This is a genomic window from Caulobacter sp. BK020 (genome assembly GCF_004342605.1).
GTDB lineage: Bacteria > Pseudomonadota > Alphaproteobacteria > Caulobacterales > Caulobacteraceae > Caulobacter.
Window position 1 is genome coordinate 100,592 of sequence record NZ_SLZL01000012.1, and the last position, 17,634, is coordinate 118,225.

Annotated in this window: 21 protein-coding genes; 4 read left to right on the top strand and 17 right to left on the bottom strand. The window is 68.9% G+C overall.

Annotated features, from left to right (window positions below; genetic code table 11):
- Positions 1-109 precede the first annotated feature (109 nt).
- From recO to EV278_RS16015, 11 genes are all read right to left on the bottom strand, one after another.
- Positions 110-841, bottom strand: coding sequence for a DNA repair protein RecO (recO, locus tag EV278_RS15970; RefSeq protein ID WP_132093488.1), 732 nt, complete (start codon positions 839-841; stop codon positions 110-112).
- 172 nt (positions 842-1,013) lie between these two features.
- Complete coding sequence (locus tag EV278_RS15975; protein WP_132093491.1) at positions 1,014-1,889, bottom strand: arylamine N-acetyltransferase; 876 nt, start codon at positions 1,887-1,889, stop codon at positions 1,014-1,016.
- Positions 1,890-2,024: 135 nt separating this feature from the next.
- Entirely contained in the window at positions 2,025-2,984 is a 960-nt protein-coding gene (gene era, locus EV278_RS15980) for a GTPase Era (protein WP_132093494.1), read from the bottom strand.
- A 152-nt stretch (positions 2,985-3,136) separates the two neighbouring features.
- Positions 3,137-3,835, bottom strand: coding sequence for a ribonuclease III (gene rnc / locus EV278_RS15985; protein ID WP_132093497.1), 699 nt, complete (start codon positions 3,833-3,835; stop codon positions 3,137-3,139).
- A 148-nt stretch (positions 3,836-3,983) separates the two neighbouring features.
- A complete protein-coding gene (lepB, locus tag EV278_RS15990) occupies positions 3,984-4,832 on the bottom strand; it encodes a signal peptidase I (RefSeq protein WP_132093500.1) in 849 nt (282 codons plus the stop codon).
- 170 nt (positions 4,833-5,002) lie between these two features.
- Positions 5,003-5,143, bottom strand: coding sequence for a hypothetical protein (locus EV278_RS24060; protein ID WP_165916663.1), 141 nt, complete (start codon positions 5,141-5,143; stop codon positions 5,003-5,005).
- A gap of 233 nt (positions 5,144-5,376) precedes the next feature.
- Entirely contained in the window at positions 5,377-5,769 is a 393-nt protein-coding gene (gene acpS / locus EV278_RS15995) for a holo-ACP synthase (protein WP_132093503.1), read from the bottom strand.
- Positions 5,766-6,521 (bottom strand): pyridoxine 5'-phosphate synthase, encoded by a 756-nt coding sequence (locus EV278_RS16000; RefSeq protein ID WP_132093506.1) that lies wholly within the window; start codon positions 6,519-6,521, stop codon positions 5,766-5,768. Before EV278_RS16000 ends, acpS begins: the two co-directional genes overlap by 4 nt.
- Positions 6,522-6,526: 5 nt before the next feature.
- Positions 6,527-7,111 carry an orotate phosphoribosyltransferase gene (gene pyrE / locus EV278_RS16005; protein ID WP_132093509.1) on the bottom strand — a complete coding sequence of 195 codons (585 nt, stop codon included), beginning with the start codon at positions 7,109-7,111 and terminating at the stop codon, positions 6,527-6,529.
- Positions 7,112-7,142: 31 nt separating this feature from the next.
- A complete protein-coding gene (locus EV278_RS16010; RefSeq protein WP_132093512.1) occupies positions 7,143-7,448 on the bottom strand; it encodes a type II toxin-antitoxin system RelE/ParE family toxin in 306 nt (101 codons plus the stop codon).
- Entirely contained in the window at positions 7,445-7,693 is a 249-nt protein-coding gene (locus EV278_RS16015; RefSeq protein ID WP_132093515.1) for a type II toxin-antitoxin system ParD family antitoxin, read from the bottom strand. Before EV278_RS16015 ends, EV278_RS16010 begins: the two co-directional genes overlap by 4 nt.
- A 75-nt stretch (positions 7,694-7,768) precedes the next feature.
- Here EV278_RS16015 and EV278_RS16020 point away from each other — a divergent pair, with 75 nt between their 5' ends.
- Entirely contained in the window at positions 7,769-8,176 is a 408-nt protein-coding gene (locus EV278_RS16020) for an NUDIX domain-containing protein (RefSeq protein ID WP_132093519.1), read from the top strand.
- Positions 8,177-8,208: 32 nt separating this feature from the next.
- On the top strand, positions 8,209-9,060 hold the full coding sequence (gene kdsA, locus EV278_RS16025) for a 3-deoxy-8-phosphooctulonate synthase (RefSeq protein ID WP_132093522.1): 852 nt from the start codon (positions 8,209-8,211) through the stop codon (positions 9,058-9,060).
- A gap of 98 nt (positions 9,061-9,158) precedes the next feature.
- On the opposite strand, the gene EV278_RS16030 is transcribed toward kdsA, so the two are convergent.
- From EV278_RS16030 to folK, 6 genes are all read right to left on the bottom strand, one after another.
- Positions 9,159-11,387: a bifunctional (p)ppGpp synthetase/guanosine-3',5'-bis(diphosphate) 3'-pyrophosphohydrolase gene (locus tag EV278_RS16030; RefSeq protein ID WP_132093612.1), complete on the bottom strand. Its 2,229-nt coding sequence runs from the start codon at positions 11,385-11,387 to the stop codon at positions 9,159-9,161.
- 95 nt (positions 11,388-11,482) lie between these two features.
- Positions 11,483-11,842 carry a DNA-directed RNA polymerase subunit omega gene (rpoZ, locus tag EV278_RS16035; RefSeq protein WP_007671240.1) on the bottom strand — a complete coding sequence of 120 codons (360 nt, stop codon included), beginning with the start codon at positions 11,840-11,842 and terminating at the stop codon, positions 11,483-11,485.
- Positions 11,843-12,095: 253 nt separating this feature from the next.
- Positions 12,096-12,668 carry a hypothetical protein gene (locus EV278_RS16040; protein WP_132093525.1) on the bottom strand — a complete coding sequence of 191 codons (573 nt, stop codon included), beginning with the start codon at positions 12,666-12,668 and terminating at the stop codon, positions 12,096-12,098.
- Positions 12,669-12,774: 106 nt separating this feature from the next.
- Positions 12,775-13,374, bottom strand: coding sequence for a YdeI/OmpD-associated family protein (locus tag EV278_RS16045; protein WP_132093528.1), 600 nt, complete (start codon positions 13,372-13,374; stop codon positions 12,775-12,777).
- A 60-nt stretch (positions 13,375-13,434) separates the two neighbouring features.
- Positions 13,435-15,483 (bottom strand): M13 family metallopeptidase, encoded by a 2,049-nt coding sequence (locus EV278_RS16050; protein ID WP_132093531.1) that lies wholly within the window; start codon positions 15,481-15,483, stop codon positions 13,435-13,437.
- A 297-nt stretch (positions 15,484-15,780) separates the two neighbouring features.
- Positions 15,781-16,302 carry a 2-amino-4-hydroxy-6-hydroxymethyldihydropteridine diphosphokinase gene (gene folK / locus EV278_RS16055; RefSeq protein ID WP_243692213.1) on the bottom strand — a complete coding sequence of 174 codons (522 nt, stop codon included), beginning with the start codon at positions 16,300-16,302 and terminating at the stop codon, positions 15,781-15,783.
- A gap of 14 nt (positions 16,303-16,316) precedes the next feature.
- Here folK and EV278_RS16060 point away from each other — a divergent pair, with 14 nt between their 5' ends.
- Positions 16,317-16,916: an NYN domain-containing protein gene (locus EV278_RS16060; RefSeq protein WP_132093534.1), complete on the top strand. Its 600-nt coding sequence runs from the start codon at positions 16,317-16,319 to the stop codon at positions 16,914-16,916.
- Positions 16,917-16,918: 2 nt separating this feature from the next.
- Positions 16,919-17,596 (top strand): uracil-DNA glycosylase, encoded by a 678-nt coding sequence (locus EV278_RS16065; protein WP_132093537.1) that lies wholly within the window; start codon positions 16,919-16,921, stop codon positions 17,594-17,596.
- Positions 17,597-17,634: the final 38 nt, after the last annotated feature.

Genomic DNA, 17,634 nt, shown 5'->3' on the forward strand with positions numbered 1-17,634 from the left:
TCGCTTCGCGACCGTCTTCCCCCAGAGGGGGAAGAGCCTCGCCGTGAAGGCTCCGCCCCCTCGCCGCGACAGACCGCGCAGCGGTCAGGTGGGGCAAGCGGGCGAGTCATCACAACCGCCCCGCCTCGCCCAGCCGGTCCAGCAGCCACACCCGGGCCGGCGGCAGCGGCCGGTTCAGGGGACCGAACACGAACTGCTCGAGGAAATGGCCGGTGATGTCCAGCCCCGCCCCGACGTCGCCCTCCGCCAGGCCGCCCTGGGCCGACAGCATGAACGGCGGCAGGGGCAGCAGCTTGTCGTGGTAGGGCGCGCCCGCCGCCCGGCTGACCGCCCGGCCCGTCCGCGGGCTGACATAGACCAGGTCGTCCAGCGCGCCGGTGGCGGCGCACTTGGACAGGTCCAGGCCGAAGCCCAGGTCCTGCAGCAGCCCGGCCTCGAACCGCACATAGACGGCCGGCCAGATGTCAGGGATGGCCAGGGCGGCGATCAGGGCCTCGAGCGCGTGGAAGGCGCCGGGATGGGCCTCGCGCTCCGGCAGGGCCCCGGCGGCGACGGCGGCGGCCGCCGACAGCCCCGACAGGGCCAAGGGCTCGTCGAACAGCGAGGAAGGCCCCTCGCCGATCGGCTCCAGGCTGGCCGCGCCCAGCTGGTCGCTGACCCGGGCCCGATAACGGGCGATGACCTTGGCCCCAGCCTGCAGGAACGGCTTCATCCGCCGCGAGGCCGCGCCCGAGACATGGGCGGCGAACTTGCCGCGGTCCTGGGTCAAGAGCTCGACGATCGCCCCGGTCTCGCCATGGACCCGCGCCGACAGCACGAAGGCCTCGTCCTCCCATTCCATCAGCGGACCAGCCCCCGCGCCAATCCATCCCTTGCTCCGCTCATCCCGGCGAAAGCCGGGACCCAAACGGCCTTGGCCTGTTGGGCTCCATGCGAAACCGCACGCTCAGCTTGGGTCCCGGCTTTCGCCGGGATGAGCGGATTTTGAGGGTGCAAAATCGCTTTCATGCCGTTTAGGCCGCCGTTCCCCAGCCCACGATCTGCTCGATCAACGGCCGCCACGCCGGCTGGACCGGCAGGCCGAGCACCTCGCGCAGGGTCGTTTCCAGTTCCTCCGCCGACAGGTCGCGCTGTTCGACCAGGGCGCCGCCGGCGTCGCGCCAGGTCAGGCGGTTGTTCTTCAGGGCGTAGCGCGCGGTCGGGGTGGTGCGGCCGGCCGTCAGGCTGAAGGTGAAGTGCGAGCTGGGATGGGCGTAGGTGTAGAAATTGGCCTGTTCGTAGTCCTGGTCGGCCCAGGCGCCGAGCGCCACCTGATAGGTCGCCGCCCAGCGGCCCGAGAGGCTGGCCTGGACCTGGCGCTCGCCGCCCAGGTCGTCGACCGGCAGGATGCGGAAATCGCCGTTGGGCGTGGCCTGAACCGCGTCCGAGAACAGCGCCAGGGGCCCGGTCAGCACGCAGCCGCCGAAGCCGACGTCGGCCAGCCAGGTCGTGTCGTCGCCGGGAATCCGCACGGCCAGCACCATGTGCGAGCGCGGGCGCGGCGGCAGGTGGTCGGGAACCATCCACAGCACCCGCGCCATCAGGCCCGTGACCTCGAAGCCCAGCGCCGTCAGCACCCGCTTGAACAGGCCGTTCTGCTCGTAGCAATAGCCCCCGCGCCCGGCCGCGATCAGCTTGGCGTCGACCTGCGCCGGATCCAGGCTGATCGCCTTGCCCAGCAGCACGTCGAGGTTCTCGAACGGGATGGCGTCGGGGTGCTTCTGGTGCAGGGCGCGCAGCACATCGAGCGTCGGCTCGCGCGGGCCGTCATAGCCGATGCGGGCGAAATAGGCGTCCAGGTCGACCGAAGGCTGGGCGGCCTCGGCGGGCGCGATGTCGAGCTTGCTCACGGGCGCGATATTCCCTGTCTGTTCACGGTCCAAGGACAGGGTGCGCGCGGCGAAGTCAAGCCTTCCTCACGCCGCTCATCGCCGCGCATGCCGAACCCGGATGGAAACGCCGGGATGGGCGGATCGGAGAAGGTCCTAAACGTCGAAGTCCAGGCCCATGTCGTTGAACAGGCCGCGCTCCTCGGCCCAGTTCTCCTTGACCTTGACGTGCAGGAACAGGTGGATCTTGCGGTCCAGGATGTCCTGCAGTTCCTCGCGCGAGGCCTTGCCGATCCACTTGATCACCTCGCCGCCCTTGCCCAGCACGATGGCCCGCTGGCCGTCGCGCTCGACATAGATGGTCTGCTCGATGCGGGCGCTGCCGTCGGGGCGTTCCTCGAAGGCCGTGGTCTCGACCGAGGCGGCGTAGGGCAGCTCCTCGTGGACGCGCAGATAGATCTTCTCGCGGGTGATCTCGGCGGCCAGCAGGCGAGCCGGCAGATCGGCCGTCTGGTCTTCCGGATAGAGCCAGGGCCCCTCCGGCATCAGCGAGGCCAGCTTGGCCATCAGGTCGTCGACGCCGGCCCCGGTGGCGGCGCTGATCATGAAGACCTCGGAATAGACCCCGGTGTCGTAGAGGTCCTGGGTGACGGCCAGCAGGGTTTCGCGCTTGACGCCGTCGATCTTGTTCAGCGCCAGGATCACCTGGCGGCCGGCGGCCTTCAGGCCCTCGATGATGGTCTGGACGTCCTGCACCGAGCGGTGCTCGCCCGGGGTGGCGCTGCGGTCGCGCACGGCCAGTTCGGCCTGGACATCGACCAGGTGGACGACCACCTCGCTGTCCTCGGCGCCGCTCCAGGCGGACCGGACCATGGCGCGGTCCAGGCGGCGGCGCGGGGTGAAGATGCCGGGGGTGTCGACCAGCACGATCTGAGTGTCGCCGGTGATCGCCACGCCGCGCACGGGGAAGCGTGTCGTCTGGACCTTCTGGGTGACGATCGAGACCTTGGCCCCGACCATGCGGTTGACCAGGGTGGACTTGCCGGCGTTCGGGGCGCCGATGATGGCGGCGAAGCCGGCGCGGGTGGCTTGGTTTTGAGAGGTGGTGTCGGTCATTGCGGGTGCGTGTAGCACCGATGGGGCTCTGGGGCTAACACTTGCCCCCACCTGACCGCTTCGCGGTCTGTCCGCCCCCATAGGGGGCGGAGCGCTCGCACCTAAGGCTCTTCCCCCTCTGGGGGAAGACGGCCGAAGGCCAGTAGGGGCGCCTAGACCCCCGCCCCTTCCCGCTCCAGCAGCGCCTTGGCCGCGGCCTTCTCGGCCTCCTGGCGCGACTTGCCCTTGGCGATGGCCGGATCGACGTCCTTCACCGAGGCCTCGACCGTGAACACCGGCGCGTGGTCCGGGCCGGTGCGGTCCAGCACGCGGTAGGTCGGCAACGGCTTGCCCTTGCCTTGAGCCCATTCCTGCAGGGCGGTCTTGGGATCGCGCGGCTTGCCCTGGTTGGCGCGCTCGAATTCGTCGGCCCACAGGTCGAGGAATACGCGCCGCGCCGTCTCCAGCCCGCCGTCGCGATAGAGGGCGGCCATCAGCGCCTCGGCGGCGCCGGCCAGGATCGAGTCGGTCTCGCGGCCGCCGATCTTGCTGGACGAGGCCGACAGGCGCAGGGCGGGCCCGAGCTGGGCGGCGCGGGCCACCCGGGCGCAGGTCTCGCGGCTGACCAGGGCGTTCAGGCGCGGCGCCAGCTCGCCTTCCTTGGCCTTGGGGAATCGCTCGGCCAGGGCCTCGGCGGCCAGCAAACCCAGCACGCGGTCGCCGATGAACTCCAGCACCTCGTTGTCGCCGGTCTTCTTGGCCCCGTCGCCCACGCTGGCGTGGGTCAGGGCCAGCTCCAGCAGCTGGCGGTCCTGGAACGTATGGCCAATCCGGCGCTCCAGGTCGCCGACCGCGACGGCGCGTCTATCCATTGGCAATGCTCTGGGTGCGCCCTCGTCCTTCGACAGGCTCGGGATGAGGGCTACTGGGGCGTTCACAGCCCACGAGGCGATGCATTCGATATCCTCATCCTGAGCCTGTCGAAGGACGAGGATATCGCGAGAGGTCGTTCAGCCAAACCTACTTCAGGACGCGGAAGAAGCGACTGGGACGCGCCTCGGTGAACCAGGTCCACGGCTTGAACAGGTGGGCGTCGGCGTTCCATGACAGCAGGATCAGCTGGGCGCGGCCCACCAGGTTCTCGGCCGGCACGAAGCCGACGCCTTCCTGCATGCCGATGTACTGGTCGTTAGCGTAGTCCCACTTGCACGTGCCGGGGCCGGTCTTGAAGGCCGAGACGCCGGGGTCGAAGCGGCTGTCCAGCGAGTTGTCGCGGTTGTCGCCCATGAAGAAGTAGCAGCCCTGCGGCACCACGTAGACGCCGGTGTTGTCGGCGTCGCTGTCGGGGCCATAGTCCTGGGTGGCGTATTTGCGGCCCTCGGGATTGGTCTCCTCGAAGCGGCCGGCGCGGATGGTGCCATAGCCGGTGTCGACCAGGGCCGAGGGCAGCTCCTTGCGCGGCAGGGGCTTGCCGTTGATGTAGACCACGCCGCCGCGCACCTGCACCCGATCGCCGGGCAGGCCGATCAGGCGCTTGATGTAGTCGACATTGGGGTCGCGCGGCAGCTTGAAGACGATGATGTCGCCGCGGGTGGGCGCCTTGCCCAGGATGCGGCCGTCGAACAGCGGCGGGCTGAACGGGATCGAGTGCTTGGACCAGCCGTAGCTGTATTTCGACACGATGATGTAGTCGCCCTGGTAGAGGTTGGGCTCCATCGAGGCCGACGGGATCGTGAACGGCTGGAACAGCAGCACCCGCAGCACCAGGGCGATCGCCAGGGCGTAGGCGACCGTCTTGACGATCTCGATGAACTCCTTGACCGCCCCGGCCTTGTCCTCGGGCGTTTCGGTGTCGGCGGCTTCGGTCATGCGCTACGGGGCTCTCGACGGAATGGACGGCGGGCGAACCCGACGCGCCTAGCTAGACGGGGTTTACGACGGGGGCAAGCGTGGCGCCCGTTAACTCGCCGTCATGGCGTACGCGGCGCGACGTCGCGCCCCGCTCGACTCGCGGCCCAGCTTAACTGTGGAATCCAGGCTCAAATTGTGGCCAGGATCGCCACCAGCACCAGGGCGAAGAACCCCCAGCCGACCAGCAGCCAGGCGAACGGCCGCGCCTGCCAGGGCTTGGGCTGGGGCGCGCGGCCCGCCTTGGTGTCGACATCGCTCCAGATGGCCATGGGCTTTCGTCCCAGAACGGCGCCGTCGGTGGCGCTTGGGATCCAGGTTGCAAGGCGGGGGCCGGAGAACGCCCTTCTCCCCTTGCGGGAGAAGGTGGCCTCCGAAGGAGGTCGGATGAGGGGGCGAAGACCGGAAACGCTGCGGCTGAGGGACCCGTCGCGGCGGCGTCGTTTGTGCGCCCCCTCATCCGTCGGCTTCGCCGACACCTTCTCCCGCAAGGGGAGAAGGAAGATCAGACAGCCTCAATGATCACGAAGGCCTGGGCGTAGGGATGGTCGTCGGTCAGGGACAGGTGGATCACCGGCGTCATGCCCTCGGGGACCATCGAAGCCAGGCGCTCGGCCGCGCCGCCGGTCAGGGCCATGGTCGGCTTGCCGGACGGCAGGTTGACCACGCCCATGCCCGCCAGGTGCACCCCGCGCTTCAGGCCGGTGCCCAGGGCCTTGGAGCAAGCCTCCTTGGCGGCGAAGCGCTTGGCGTAGCTGGAGGCGCGGTCGGGCTTGCGCTCGGACCGCCTGCGTTCGATCTCGGTGAAGACCTTGTTCGTGAACCGGTCGCCGAAGCGCTCGAGAGACTTCTCGATCCGGCGGATATCGCACAGGTCCGAGCCGATCCCGATGATCATGCCGCATGCTCCAGGCGAGCCGCATCCATGAGCGCCCGCATCCGCTGCATGGCCTGGGGCAGGCCCACGAAGATCGCCTCGCCTATGAGAAAGTGCCCGATATTGAGCTCGGCGACCTGCGGGATGGCGGCGATCGGCTTGACGGTGGCGTAGTCGATGCCGTGGCCGGCATGGACCTCCAGGCCAAGGCCGGCGGCGAGCTCCGCCCCCGCCTTCAGCCGTTCCAGGATGGCGGCGGCGCGGTCGGCGTGACCCTCGCGGGCGGCGTCGCAATAGGCGCCGGTGTGCAGCTCGACCACCTGGGCGCCGGCCTCCGCCGAGGCCTGGATCTGGGCGGGGTCGGCCTCGATGAACAGCGACACCCGCGCTCCCACCGTCCGCAGGCGGGCGGTGGCCTCGGCGATGCGGTTAGCGCCGCGCACCACGTCCAGGCCGCCTTCGGTGGTGACCTCCTCGCGGCGCTCGGGCACCAGGCAGGCGGCGTGCGGCCGGGCCTGCAGGGCGATGCCGACCATCTCGTCGGTGACCGCCATCTCGAAGTTCAGCGGCTTGCCGCGCTTGAGGCACAGATCGGTCAGCAGGCCGATGTCGGCGTCGCTGATGTGGCGGCGGTCCTCGCGCAGGTGGGCGGTGATGCCGTCGGCGCCGGCCGCCAGGGCCAGCTCGGCGGCCCGCACCGGCTCGGGATAGCTGGCCCCGCGCGCGTTGCGGATCGTGGCCACGTGGTCGATGTTGACGCCGAGCCGCAGCATGCGCGTCAGCCCTTCAGGCGCCGGCTGCCCGGATCCTCGATCGGGATCGCCGCCAGTTCCAGCGGCAGGGCGTCGGCCGGATAGGCCGGGACCTCCAGGCTGGCCAGGGCCACCAGCGGCACGCCGACGTCGGCCTTGCCGCCCGAACGGTCGACGATGCAGGCCGCGGCGATCACCTCGCCGCCGGCCGCCTGGATCGCGGCGATGCACTCGCGCGACGACAGGCCGGTGGTGACGATGTCTTCCACCATCACGACCTTCTGGCCGGGCTCCAGGTGGAAACCGCGCCGGAACTTGAAGCCGCCGCCCTCGCGCTCGACATAGATCGAGGCGACGTCCAGCCAGCGGGCGGTCTCGTAGCCGGGGATGATCCCGCCCACGGCCGGCGACACGGCCACGTCGGGCCGGCCGACCGTGGCCACGATCTTCTCGGCCAGGGCCTTGCAGAGACGGGCGCAGCGCTCGGGCCGCATGAAAACCAGGTTCTTCTGCAGGAAGACCGGGCTGTGCAGGCCGGAGGACAGCACGAAGTGGCCTTCGCGCAGGGCGCCGGCGGCGCGGAATTCGTCGAGGACGTCGTCGTTGGTCATGAGGGCTGGATATAGGCCGGTGGCGGCGAGTCTACAAACCGCGGAGTAGCGAGGGCAGATCGCGCGCGCCGTGCAGCACTCTGACGATCAGTGGAGGACGTCGATCGGCATTGTAGATCAGCAGATAGGGAAAGCCCTGGACGACCAGAAAACGGTGCGGCGCGTCGGCGACTTCCAGCCGCTCGACGCCGCATTTCGGCTGTTCGGCGATAAGCGCCGCCCCGCGTAGCACAGCCGCTCGAAAGGCCGTCGTCGCGGAAGGACGGTCGGCGCGAATCCAGGCCTCGGCCTCGATCAAGTCGCGCCGAGCGAGCGGCGAGAATTCGGCCCGACTCAACGCTCGCCGGCGCGCTTTGCGTCAATCTCCGCGAAGATTTCCTCCGCCGTGAACGCACCATCCCGATCGGCTTCGGCGGTCGCGGCGGCCAGCATGACGTTAAATTCGGCGCGCTGACGCTCGATGTCGCGCATCAGATTGAGCGCCGACGCCACCACGTCCGTCACCGTGTCATACCGTCCCGCGTCCACACAGTCGCGAGCGAAGCGTTCAAGGTCGTCGGGCAGTTGGACGCTGGTCGCCATCGGTCGCGCCTTGTGTCAGATGTCCGCCTAAGGTGCGCCTCGGCGCGCCAGGCTTCAAGTGACCGGATCCTCCGCGTGAACGACACCTCCTCTCCCCGCCCCCGCGTCGGCTGCGGCGCGGCCATCCTCGACGGCCAGGGTCGGATCCTGCTGGTCCAGCGCCGCCGCCAGCCCGAGGCCGGCCATTGGGGCCAGCCCGGCGGCAAGCTGGACTGGGGCGAGGCCGGCCGCGCCTGCGCCGAGCGCGAGATCCTCGAGGAGCTGGGGATCGCCATCGTCGCCGGCCCCGTGCTGTGCGTCACCGACATGATCGCGCAGGACAGCCACTGGGTGGCCGTCACCTATCGCGCCGACGGCTGCACGGGCGAGCCGGCGATCCGGGAACCGCACGCCCTGGCCGACTGGGGCTGGTTTTCGCTGGACACCCTGCCTTCGCCCCTGACCGCCGCGACGCTCGACGCGGTCGCCGCGCTTAAGGCATAAGCAGCGCCACCGATTTGCGAGGAAGATCCGCCATGTCCGTCGTCACCCTGAAGCGCTGGAACCTGTCGATGGGCGCCGGCCAGCCGCTGGCGGTGATCGCCGGCCTGAACGTGCTGGAGAACCTGGACCTGGCCCTGGAGGTCGGCCGCGAGCTGAAGGCGATCACGACCGAGCTGGGCCTGCCCTATGTGTTCAAGGCCAGCTTCGACAAGGCTAACCGCTCGTCGATCACCAGCTATCGCGGTCCTGGCCTGAAGGACGGCCTGGCCATGCTGGCCGAGGTCAAGGCCAAGCTGGACGTGCCGATCGCCACCGACATTCACGAGGTCGACCAGGCGCAGCCGGTGGCGGCGGTCGCCGACCTGGTGCAGATCCCCGCCTTCCTGTGCCGCCAGACCGACCTGATCGTCGCCGCCTCGCGCGCCACCGCCGCCCAAGGCGGCTGGCTGCACGTCAAGAAGGCCCAGTTCATCGCCCCCTGGGACTGCAAGAACATCGTCCACAAGGCCCGCGAGGCCGCGCCCGACCTGCAGATCGTGCTGTGCGAGCGCGGCGCCTCGTTCGGCTACAACAACCTGGTGGTCGACATGCTGGGCATCGCGCAGATGCAGGGCCTGGGCGTGCCGGTGACCATCGACGCCACCCATGCCGTCCAGCTGCCCGGCGCCGACCCGCGCACCGCCGGCGGCTCGACCGGCGGCCGCCGCGAAGGCGTGCCGGTCATCGCCAAGGCCGCCGTGGCGGCGGGGGCGGACGGGGTGTTCCTGGAGTTCCACACCGACCCCGACAAGGCCCTGTGCGACGGCCCCAGCTGCCTGCCGCTGAACGACGCGGCGGGCCTCCTGAAGACGCTGAAGGCGCTGCACGGGGCGGTGCGGGCGTAAGCTCGCCGAGCTTCTCTCCATTTTTGAGCCGTCATTTCGGGCACAAGGCCCGGAATGACGGATCTATTGGGAGATGATCGGGAAAGGCGCTGAACGCCCTACCCCCGCGTCCGATCCACCGTCTCCACCGTCGGGCACGTGCGCAGCGCGGCCGATATGTTGGTCAGGTGCTTGGCGTCGCGGACCTCGACATCGATGTCGACGTCGAAGAAGTCGCTCTGGCGGTGGTGCATGCGCAGGTTGACGATGTTGCCGCCGGCCTCGCCGATGATCGTGCAGACTTGGCCCAGCACGCCCGGGGCGTTGCCGATGGTGGCGTGCAGACGGGCCAGGGAGACGGTCTCGCGCTCGGCCTCCGGGGTCCAGTTCAGGTCGCGCCAGAGATCCTCGCGGTCCTCGTATTCAGCCAGCTTGGGGCAGTCGATCGTGTGGACGTCCAGCCCCTCTCCGTCCTCGCGCAGGATGCCGACGATGCGGTCGCCCGGCACCGGGCTGCAGCAGTGGGCGAAGTGCAGCGACACGCCGGGCGTCAGGCCGCCGCCGCGCACATAGAGCCGCGCGGCCGTGCCGCCCTCGATCTTGCGCCGCGCCGTGGCCACCGCCACATCGGTGTCCTTCATGCCCGGGAAGGCCGTCTCCAGCACCTGGCTGGGCGAGACCCGCCCTCGGCCGACAGCGTCGAACAGGGCGTCCTCGGTCTCCAGGGCGAAGCGTTCCAGGATCGGCCGCAGCGACACGTCCTTCAGCTTCTTGCCGGCCCGCTCGAACACCTGCTCCACCGAGGCCCGGCCCAGGCGCAGGAACTCTTCCTTCTCGGTCTGGCGGATGTGGCGGCGGATGGCCGAGCGGGCCCGGCCGGTCACCGTCAAGGAACGCCAATCCGGCGGCACCACCGGCTTGGAGCCCCGCACCACCTCGACCACGTCGCCGTTGTTGAGCAGGGTGCGCAGCGGCTTCAGCTCGCCGTTGATCTTCACCCCGATGCAGGTGTCGCCGACGCTGGTGTGGACCGCATAGGCGAAGTCCAGCGGCATGGCGCCCCGCGGCAGGCTGACCAGCTTGCCCTTGGGGGTGAACACGAACACCTGGTCGAGGAACATCTCCAGCTTGGCGTGCTCGACCAGTTCCTCGGCGTCGCCGCCGTGCTCCAGCACCTGGACCAGCTGGCGCAGGTTGGCCAGCGGGTCGCGGCCGCCGGCGGCTTCCATGCCTTCCAGGTCCAGGCCGTACGAGGCGTCCTTGTAGCGGAAGTGGGCGGCCACGCCCTCCTCGTTGACCCGGTCCATGGCCTCGGTGCGGATCTGCATCTCGATGCGCATCCCGCGCGGCCCCACCACCGTGGTGTGCAGCGAGCGGTAGTTGTTGCGCTTGGGGGTCGAGATGAAGTCCTTGAAGCGGTCGGGCACGCTGGACCAGGCGCGATGCACCACGCCCAGGGCGCGGTAGCAGTCCTCCTCGCTGTCGACGATCACCCGGAAGGCGTAGATGTCGGACATCTGCGAGAAGCCGATCGACTTGCGCTGCAGCTTGCGCCAGATCGAATAGGGCGACTTCTCGCGGCCGAAGACCCGGGCCGGCAGGCCAGCGGATTCCAGCCGCGCCGAGATCTCCTGGCTCACCAGGGCCACCGCCCCGCCCTGCTCCGCGCGCAGGGTGTCCAGGCGGCGGATGATTGCGTTGCGGGCCACCGGGTTGGTGTGCTCGAAGGACAGCTCCTCCAGCTCGGTGCAGATGCGGTGGCAGCCGATGTTGCGGGCCAGCGGCGCGTAGATGTCGCGCGTTTCGCGGGCGATGCGCTCGCGCTTGGCCTGGCTCTTGATGAAGTGCAGCGTCCGCATGTTGTGCAGACGGTCGGCCAGCTTGACCAGAAGGACGCGGACGTCCTTGGAGATGGCCAGGATGAACTTGCGCAGGTTCTCGGCCTGGCGGGCGTGTTCGGCCTGAAGCTCCAGCTTGGACAGCTTGGTGACGCCCTCGACCAGCTCGCCGATCTCGTCGCCGAACAGCTTGGCGATCTCGTCCTTGGTGACCGGGGTGTCCTCGATCACGTCGTGCAGCAGGGCCGTGACGATGGTGGCGGTGTCGAGCCGGTATTCGGTCAGGATGCCGGCCACCTCGATCGGGTGGGCGTAGTAGGGATCGCCGCTGGCCCGGGTCTGGCTGCCATGCATGCGCATGGCGTAGACATAGGCGCGGTTCAGCAGCGCCTCGTCCGCCGTCGGATCGTAGGCGTGGACGCGCTCGATCAGCTCGTACTGGCGCAGGAACTTCTGGCGGGGCTTGGCGGCGGCTGGAGTCGCCGGGGCCGTGTCGTTGGCGGCCGGCAGAGACGAAGACGCGCCCGATTCGGAATCGGGCGCGCGTTCGGAAGGAGCGGCGGCGGGCGCCGCTTCGAGAATGAGAGGGTCTGCGCCGTCGGGGCTCAGTACCGCTCCTCCTGACCGCCATCGCGGTCGCTCTGCAGGGCGCGGACCAGTTCCAGTTCGCTCATCTGCATGTGGGTGGGATCGGCCAGCAGGGCGAGGGTTTCGGCCTCTTCCTCGGCTTCGGTGTGCTCGTCCACGCGCTGCAGCGTGGTGATCAGCTGTTCCTTCAGGCCCTCGTGGTCGACCACGTCGTCGGCGATCTCGCGCAGGGCGACGACGGGGTTCTTGTCGTTGTCGCGGTCGACGAGCAGCGAGGCGCCGGCCGAGATGCCGCGCGCGCGATGGGCGGACAGCAGGACCAGAGCGAAGCGGTTGGGAACCTTCTCGACGCAATCTTCGACGGTGACGCGGGCCATGAATTCCTCGGGCTATGAGCCTTGGTTATCGCAAAATAGGACCTTGGGCGGCGTTGCACAACGCCGCAGCGGCTAAAGTCCCGGCTTTCGCGAGGGGGCGCTTATGCCGGGTTTGGCCGGAGAAGTCCAGCGGAACGACGCCGGGCGTCAGCTGCCCGTGGCGCGGAGCGTCTCGACGACCCGGTTAGGGACAATATCCTAAACCAACCGGGCTAAGCCGGGGAGCTTTCGGACCCTGAGCGGACTCTACGACCTACCGCGTCGGGTTCCTGTACCGCATCGCCTGACAGTGGTCCCAGTAAAGGGGGCGCTCTGCTATCAAATCCTTGCAGATTTCGGTCGCGAGGCATTCGGAAGCCATGTCGCCGCCGATCTGATTTACGGTCGCCTCTGAATACTGAATTCCCTTTTTCGACATCCGGTATCTCTGAGGTGACGGCGAAATAGTACCCGCCCATGCCAGTGGAAGAGCCGCTTCTGGGCGACCACGCCGATAAAGCCTTTCGGCGTACTCGTAGACGTACGAGGGCGTTATTTCGTGGTGGTCGATCGCCCGAAGAAGCTCGGCGTCGCTCAGATTGGTCACCATCGACACATAAGTGCGCCCCCCTGGTAGGACGGCTTCATCTTGCAGCTCCTCGAAGGGCGGCGGCTTTCGCGGATCGTCGAAGGTCGACTTTAGAGTGTCATTGTTGCGGGTCAGGTTCGTCGCCAAGCTCCGGCAAAGCGCGGCCTTTGGCCCAGGCGGCGAAAGCCACACCTGCCTCGGCTGGCAGCCTGCAATCGCTGCAGCGACCGGAATGAGCACGACCAAAGCTAAGCGCATGCACGATCCCAAGCTGAATATTCGTCTTGGGGTATTGTAAGGTGACGTTTGGCGCAACGGCCCCTTCCCACGCGACTCCGCCATTGGCGCAATAAGCTCGCGAACCCTACCGCGCCTTCTGCGGATAGATCGTCTCGCCCCGCTCCAGCATGGCGACAAAGGTCTCGATCTTCTTCCGGCGCCCCACCTCCGTCTTCAGGTTGTGGACGCGGAACGCGAGGGCGAAGCGGTTCTGCTCGGTGAGCTTGCCCAGCATCGCCGTGGCCGCCGGACTGCCGTCGATCGCGGCCTGCAGGTCGTCGGGGATCTTCAGGCCCTTGCCGCTGCCATAGGCGCGATCCCAGCGGCCGTCGGCCTTGGCCGCCTCGACCTCGCGCAGGCCGTGCGGCGTCATCCGGCCTTCGGCGACCAGCCGGGCGACATTGTCGACGTTGATCTGGCTCCAGATGCTCTTCCGGCCGCGTGGCGTATAGCGCTGCAGGAAGCTGCGTTCGTCGAAGCTGTTCTTGACCCCGTCGATCCAGCCCCAGCACAGCACCACGTCGATCGCCTGCTTGGGCGTGATCGAGGGCAGGCCCGAGCCGACCTTGTGGATCTTGATCCAGACCTCGCGCTCCTGGTCGTGGTGACGCGAGAGCCAGTCATAGAAGGCGTCGGAATCGACGAACTCGCGGACGTGTGCGGGATCGACCTCGATGGCGGCCATCAATTGTCCTCGACAGGCGGCGTCGTCCCGGAGCGGCGCGGGACGACGGCGAGACCTTCCCTACCAGACCTTCACGCGCTTTTCCGGCGGCAGGTACAGGGCGTCGCCCGGCTTGATGTCGAAGGCGGCGTACCAGGCGTCGAGGTTGCGCACGGTGTCGGCGCGGTACTGGTCGGGGGCGTGGCCGTCGGTGACCAGTTGCTGGCGCTCGGCTTCCGGACGGCTGTAGCCGCGCCAGGACTGCGCGTAGGCCAGGAAGAACCGCTGGTCGCCTGTCAGGCCGTCGATCACCGGGGCCGGCTTGCCGCCCAGCGAGGCGTGGTAGGCGTCCAGCGAGGCCGCGAGGCCGGCGACGTCGGCGATGTTCTCGCTCAGCGTCTGCTTGCCGTTCACCGCCAGGTCGGGGAACGGCTTGTAGCCGTCGAACTGGTCGGCCAGGGCCGCGCCGGCCTTCTGGAAGTGCTCCAGGTCGGCCGGCGTCCACCAGTTGCGCAGGCGCCCCTGGCTGTCGAACTGGGCGCCCTGGTCGTCGAAGCTGTGGCTGATCTCGTGGCCGATCGTGCCGCCGGTGGCGCCGTAATTGGCCGCCGCGTCGGCGTCGGCGTCGAAGTACGGGGCCTGCAGGATGGCGGCCGGGAAGTTCAGCCCGTTCAGCATCGGCAGGTTCACGGCGTTGACGGTCTGGGGCGTCATCACCCACTGGCCGCGATCGACGGGCTTGCCCAGCTGGCCGATCCAGTAGGCGGTCTCGAACCGTTCCGAGCGCTGGACGTTGCCGACCGGGTCGCCGCGTACGATCTCCAGGGCCGAATAGTCGCGCCACGTGTCGGGATAGCCGACCCCGACCTTCAGCACCTCGACCTTGCGGCGGGCCTCGGCCTTGGTCTCCGGGGCCATCCAGTCCAGGCCGTCAATGCGCGTGACGAACGCGGCCTTGATGTTGTCGACCATGGCCGACACCTCGGCCTTGGACCGGGCGGGGAAGTATTTCTCGACATAGAGCTTGCCGACCACCTCGCCCAGCACGGCGTTGGTCGAGTTGACGCCGCGCTTCCAGCGGGCCGACAGCTGCGGCGTGCCCTGCAGGGCCTGGCCGTAGAAGGCGAAGCGCTCGTCGACGAAGGCCTTGGGCAGCAGGTTCGAATAGTGGTCCAGATAGTGGAAGGCCAGGTAGTCCTTCCAGGTGTCCAGGCTTTCGTCTGCGGCGACCTTGCCCAGGCCCACGACCATGGTCGGGTGCCAGACGATGAAGCGCGGCTGGTCGGCCAGGCCGGCGGCGGCGAAGAAGGTCTTCCAGTCCAGCCCCGGGGCCTTGGCCGCGAAGTCGGCCGGGGTCCAGCTGTTGTTGGCCTTCTGGACGTCGGCGCTGTCGGCGCGGCTGCCCGAGGCCTGGGCGATCTTCGTCTCCAGGGCCATGATCCGCGCGGCCTTGGCCTCGGCGTCGGCGACGCCGCCCAGGGTCAGGATCCTGGCGATGTGGGCGAGGTACTTCTCGCGCACCGTCTTCATCGCCGCCTTGTCCGACAGGTAGTATTCGCGGTCGGGCATGCCCAGGCCGCCTTGCAGCAGGAACGGCGCGTACTTGCTGGTGTCGTCGAACGCCGGCGAGGCCCACAGGCCCAGGACGTTGTCGGTGTAGAAGTCGGTGGCGTTCAGCGCGTCGACGTCGGCGCGGATATTGCCGCCCAGCACGGTGGCGAGATCGGTGCGGGTCTTGATCGCCGCGATCCGCGCCAGGCCCGCCGTCATCGGCGCGAGACCGGCCTTCTCGATGGCCGCCTCGTCCATGTAGCTGGCGTAGTAGTCGCCGACCTTGCGAGCCTCGGGCGAACCGCCGTCCTTGGCGGCCGCCTGGATCAGGTCGACCGTGCGCTTGGCGGCCTGCTCGGTCAGGATGGCGCCGACGCCGTAGCTGCTGCGGTCGGCGGGGATCGGATTGGCCTTGATCGCCGTCCCGTTGGCGTAGGTCCAGAAGTCGTCGCCGGGCTTGGTCGCGGTGTCGAAAGCGGACTTGTCGACGCCGCTCTTCAGGTCGGCGGCGAAGGCGGGCGCGGAGGCCAGCACCGCGCAGGCGGCGGCGCAGGCGAGCAGGTGGCGGGTCAGGGTCATGCAGGAGGTCCCAGAAGGCGCGAGCACGGCGGCGCTCAGCACGTTTTGGCCCGGACTATCCGGCGGCCTTGGCCAGGGGGCGAATTAAAGTTTGGCAATGTGGGGCATGCGATCCGTCCAGGGTGGATCGCACATCTAAAATTCATTCGTCATTCCAGGCCTTGTGCCCGGAACCCCTGGTTCAGCTGACGGTGAAGCGCCTTGGCGCGCCAGCGCGCCACGCTCGCGCACCTGCGGCGGACAAAGGGGTCCCGGGCACAAGGCCCGAGATGACGGATGAAAGGGTATTGATCCGCCCTATGTCAGCGGCCTGGCGTCCACCCCCACGCTGGCTGTCGCCGCCAGGTCCGCCGCCGTCCGCCCGCTGACCGGATGTCGCCAGTCCGGCGCGATCTCCGCCAGCGGTCCCATCACGAACAACCGCTCGTGGGCCCTGGGATGGGGCGCGACCACCGCCCCGTCCAGCACCGCGCGGCCATGGGCGATCAAGTCCAGGTCCAGGGTGCGGGGCGCGTTGGCCTCGGCGCGCACCCGCCCGAAGCGGGCCTCAACGCGATGCAAGGCGCCCAGGACCTCGCTCGCCGACAGTCGCGTCTCGACCAGCACGACTCCGTTGAGATAGGCTGGCGCGGACGGGTCGGGCCAGGCGACCGAGGTCCACCACGAGGACCGCGCCGCCACGGCCAGGCCCTCCAACGCCAGAGCGTCGACGGCCGCGTCGAGCAAGACCTCGCGACTCGGGTATGCTCCGGGCAGGCTGCAGCCCAGGGCGACCACCACCGCCTGATCGAGCTCGCTTTGATCGCATTGATTTTTCAAGGAATTCCGATCACGTGACCTTCTACCCGACCGAGCGCCTGGCGCTGTTCATCGACGGGGCCAATTTCTTCTCCGCCGCCAAGGCGCTGGGCTTCGACATCGATTACCGCAAGCTGCTGGACGAGTTCCGCAAGCGCGGCGTGCTGGTGCGCGCCTATTACTACACCGCCATCGCCGAGAACGAGGAGTATTCCCCGATCCGGCCGCTGGTCGACTGGCTGGACTACAACGGCTTCACCCTGGTGACCAAGCCGGCCCGCGAGTTCACCGACAGCCAGGGCCGCAAGCGCTGGCGCGGCGACATGGACGTCGAGATCGCCGTCGACATGCTGGAGATGGCCCAGACCGTCGACCACCTGGTGCTGTTCTCGGGCGACGGCGACTTCCGATCCCTGGTCGCGGCGGTGCAGCGCAAGGGCCGCCGCGTCACCGTGGTCTCGACGATGAAGAGCCAGCCGCCGATGACCAGCGACGATCTGCGCCGCCAGGCCGACAACTTCGTGGACCTCGCGGACCTCGGCAATATCATCGGCCGCCCGCAGCGCTCCAGCAGCCTGCCCCGCTTCGTCACCGACCCGGCCCGCGGCGCCGACCCGCACGACGACGAAGACTGAGCATGGGCCAGCCCTCCAACATCGTCGGCGAGGTCGTGCCCTCGCCCGCCGAACCCCCGCGCGACTGCCCGCGCTGCCCGCGGCTGGTGGCCTATCGCCGCGAGAACCAGGAACTCTATCCGGACTGGTTCAACGGCCCGGCCCCGTCGTTCGGCGACCACGAGGCGCGGCTGCTGGTCGTGGGTCTGGCGCCCGGCCGCAAGGGCGCCAACCGCACCGGCCGGCCGTTCACCGGCGACTATGCCGGGACCCTGCTCTACGACACCCTGATCAAGTACGGCTTCGCCACCGGCAAGTTCGAGGCCCGGCCCGACGACTCCCTGCGGCTGATCGGCAGCGCGGTGACCAACGCCGTCCGCTGCGCCCCGCCCGGCAACAAGCCCGAGACGTCGGAAGAGAACAACTGCCGGCCGTTCCTGACCGCGCGGCTGGAGATGTTCCCCAAACTCAAGGCCATCGTCACCCTGGGCGACGTCTCCCGCCGCAACCTGCTCAAGGCCCTGGGCCTGAAGGCCTCGGCCGGCCTGCCCGGCCACGGCACGGAGTTCCAGGCCGGTCCCTACCGGGTGTTCAACAGCTACCACTGCTCGCGGCTGAACACGAACACCGGCCGCCTGACGACGCCGATGTTCGAAGAGCTTTTCGCGCGGGTGAAGGCGTATCTGGACAGCAATCCGTAGCGTCGCGCCCCGAGACGGGGACCGGCGCATGCGCCGGT

What these genes read in the sequence shown, in the direction of transcription:
- recO (WP_132093488.1), bottom strand. Translation starts at nt 841, where the DNA reads ATGGAATGGGAGGACGAGGCCTTCGTGCTGTCGGCGCGGGTCCATGGC.
- era (WP_132093494.1), bottom strand. Translation starts at nt 2,984, where the DNA reads ATGACCGACACCACCTCTCAAAACCAAGCCACCCGCGCCGGCTTCGCC.
- rnc (WP_132093497.1), bottom strand. Translation starts at nt 3,835, where the DNA reads ATGGATAGACGCGCCGTCGCGGTCGGCGACCTGGAGCGCCGGATTGGC.
- lepB (WP_132093500.1), bottom strand. Translation starts at nt 4,832, where the DNA reads ATGACCGAAGCCGCCGACACCGAAACGCCCGAGGACAAGGCCGGGGCG.
- EV278_RS24060 (WP_165916663.1), bottom strand. Translation starts at nt 5,143, where the DNA reads ATGGCCATCTGGAGCGATGTCGACACCAAGGCGGGCCGCGCGCCCCAG.
- acpS (WP_132093503.1), bottom strand. Translation starts at nt 5,769, where the DNA reads ATGATCATCGGGATCGGCTCGGACCTGTGCGATATCCGCCGGATCGAG.
- EV278_RS16000 (WP_132093506.1), bottom strand. Translation starts at nt 6,521, where the DNA reads ATGCTGCGGCTCGGCGTCAACATCGACCACGTGGCCACGATCCGCAAC.
- pyrE (WP_132093509.1), bottom strand. Translation starts at nt 7,111, where the DNA reads ATGACCAACGACGACGTCCTCGACGAATTCCGCGCCGCCGGCGCCCTG.
- EV278_RS16015 (WP_132093515.1), bottom strand. Translation starts at nt 7,693, where the DNA reads ATGGCGACCAGCGTCCAACTGCCCGACGACCTTGAACGCTTCGCTCGC.
- kdsA (WP_132093522.1), top strand. Translation starts at nt 8,209, where the DNA reads ATGTCCGTCGTCACCCTGAAGCGCTGGAACCTGTCGATGGGCGCCGGC.
- rpoZ (WP_007671240.1), bottom strand. Translation starts at nt 11,842, where the DNA reads ATGGCCCGCGTCACCGTCGAAGATTGCGTCGAGAAGGTTCCCAACCGC.
- EV278_RS16040 (WP_132093525.1), bottom strand. Translation starts at nt 12,668, where the DNA reads ATGCGCTTAGCTTTGGTCGTGCTCATTCCGGTCGCTGCAGCGATTGCA.
- EV278_RS16045 (WP_132093528.1), bottom strand. Translation starts at nt 13,374, where the DNA reads ATGGCCGCCATCGAGGTCGATCCCGCACACGTCCGCGAGTTCGTCGAT.
- EV278_RS16050 (WP_132093531.1), bottom strand. Translation starts at nt 15,483, where the DNA reads ATGACCCTGACCCGCCACCTGCTCGCCTGCGCCGCCGCCTGCGCGGTG.
- EV278_RS16065 (WP_132093537.1), top strand. Translation starts at nt 16,919, where the DNA reads ATGGGCCAGCCCTCCAACATCGTCGGCGAGGTCGTGCCCTCGCCCGCC.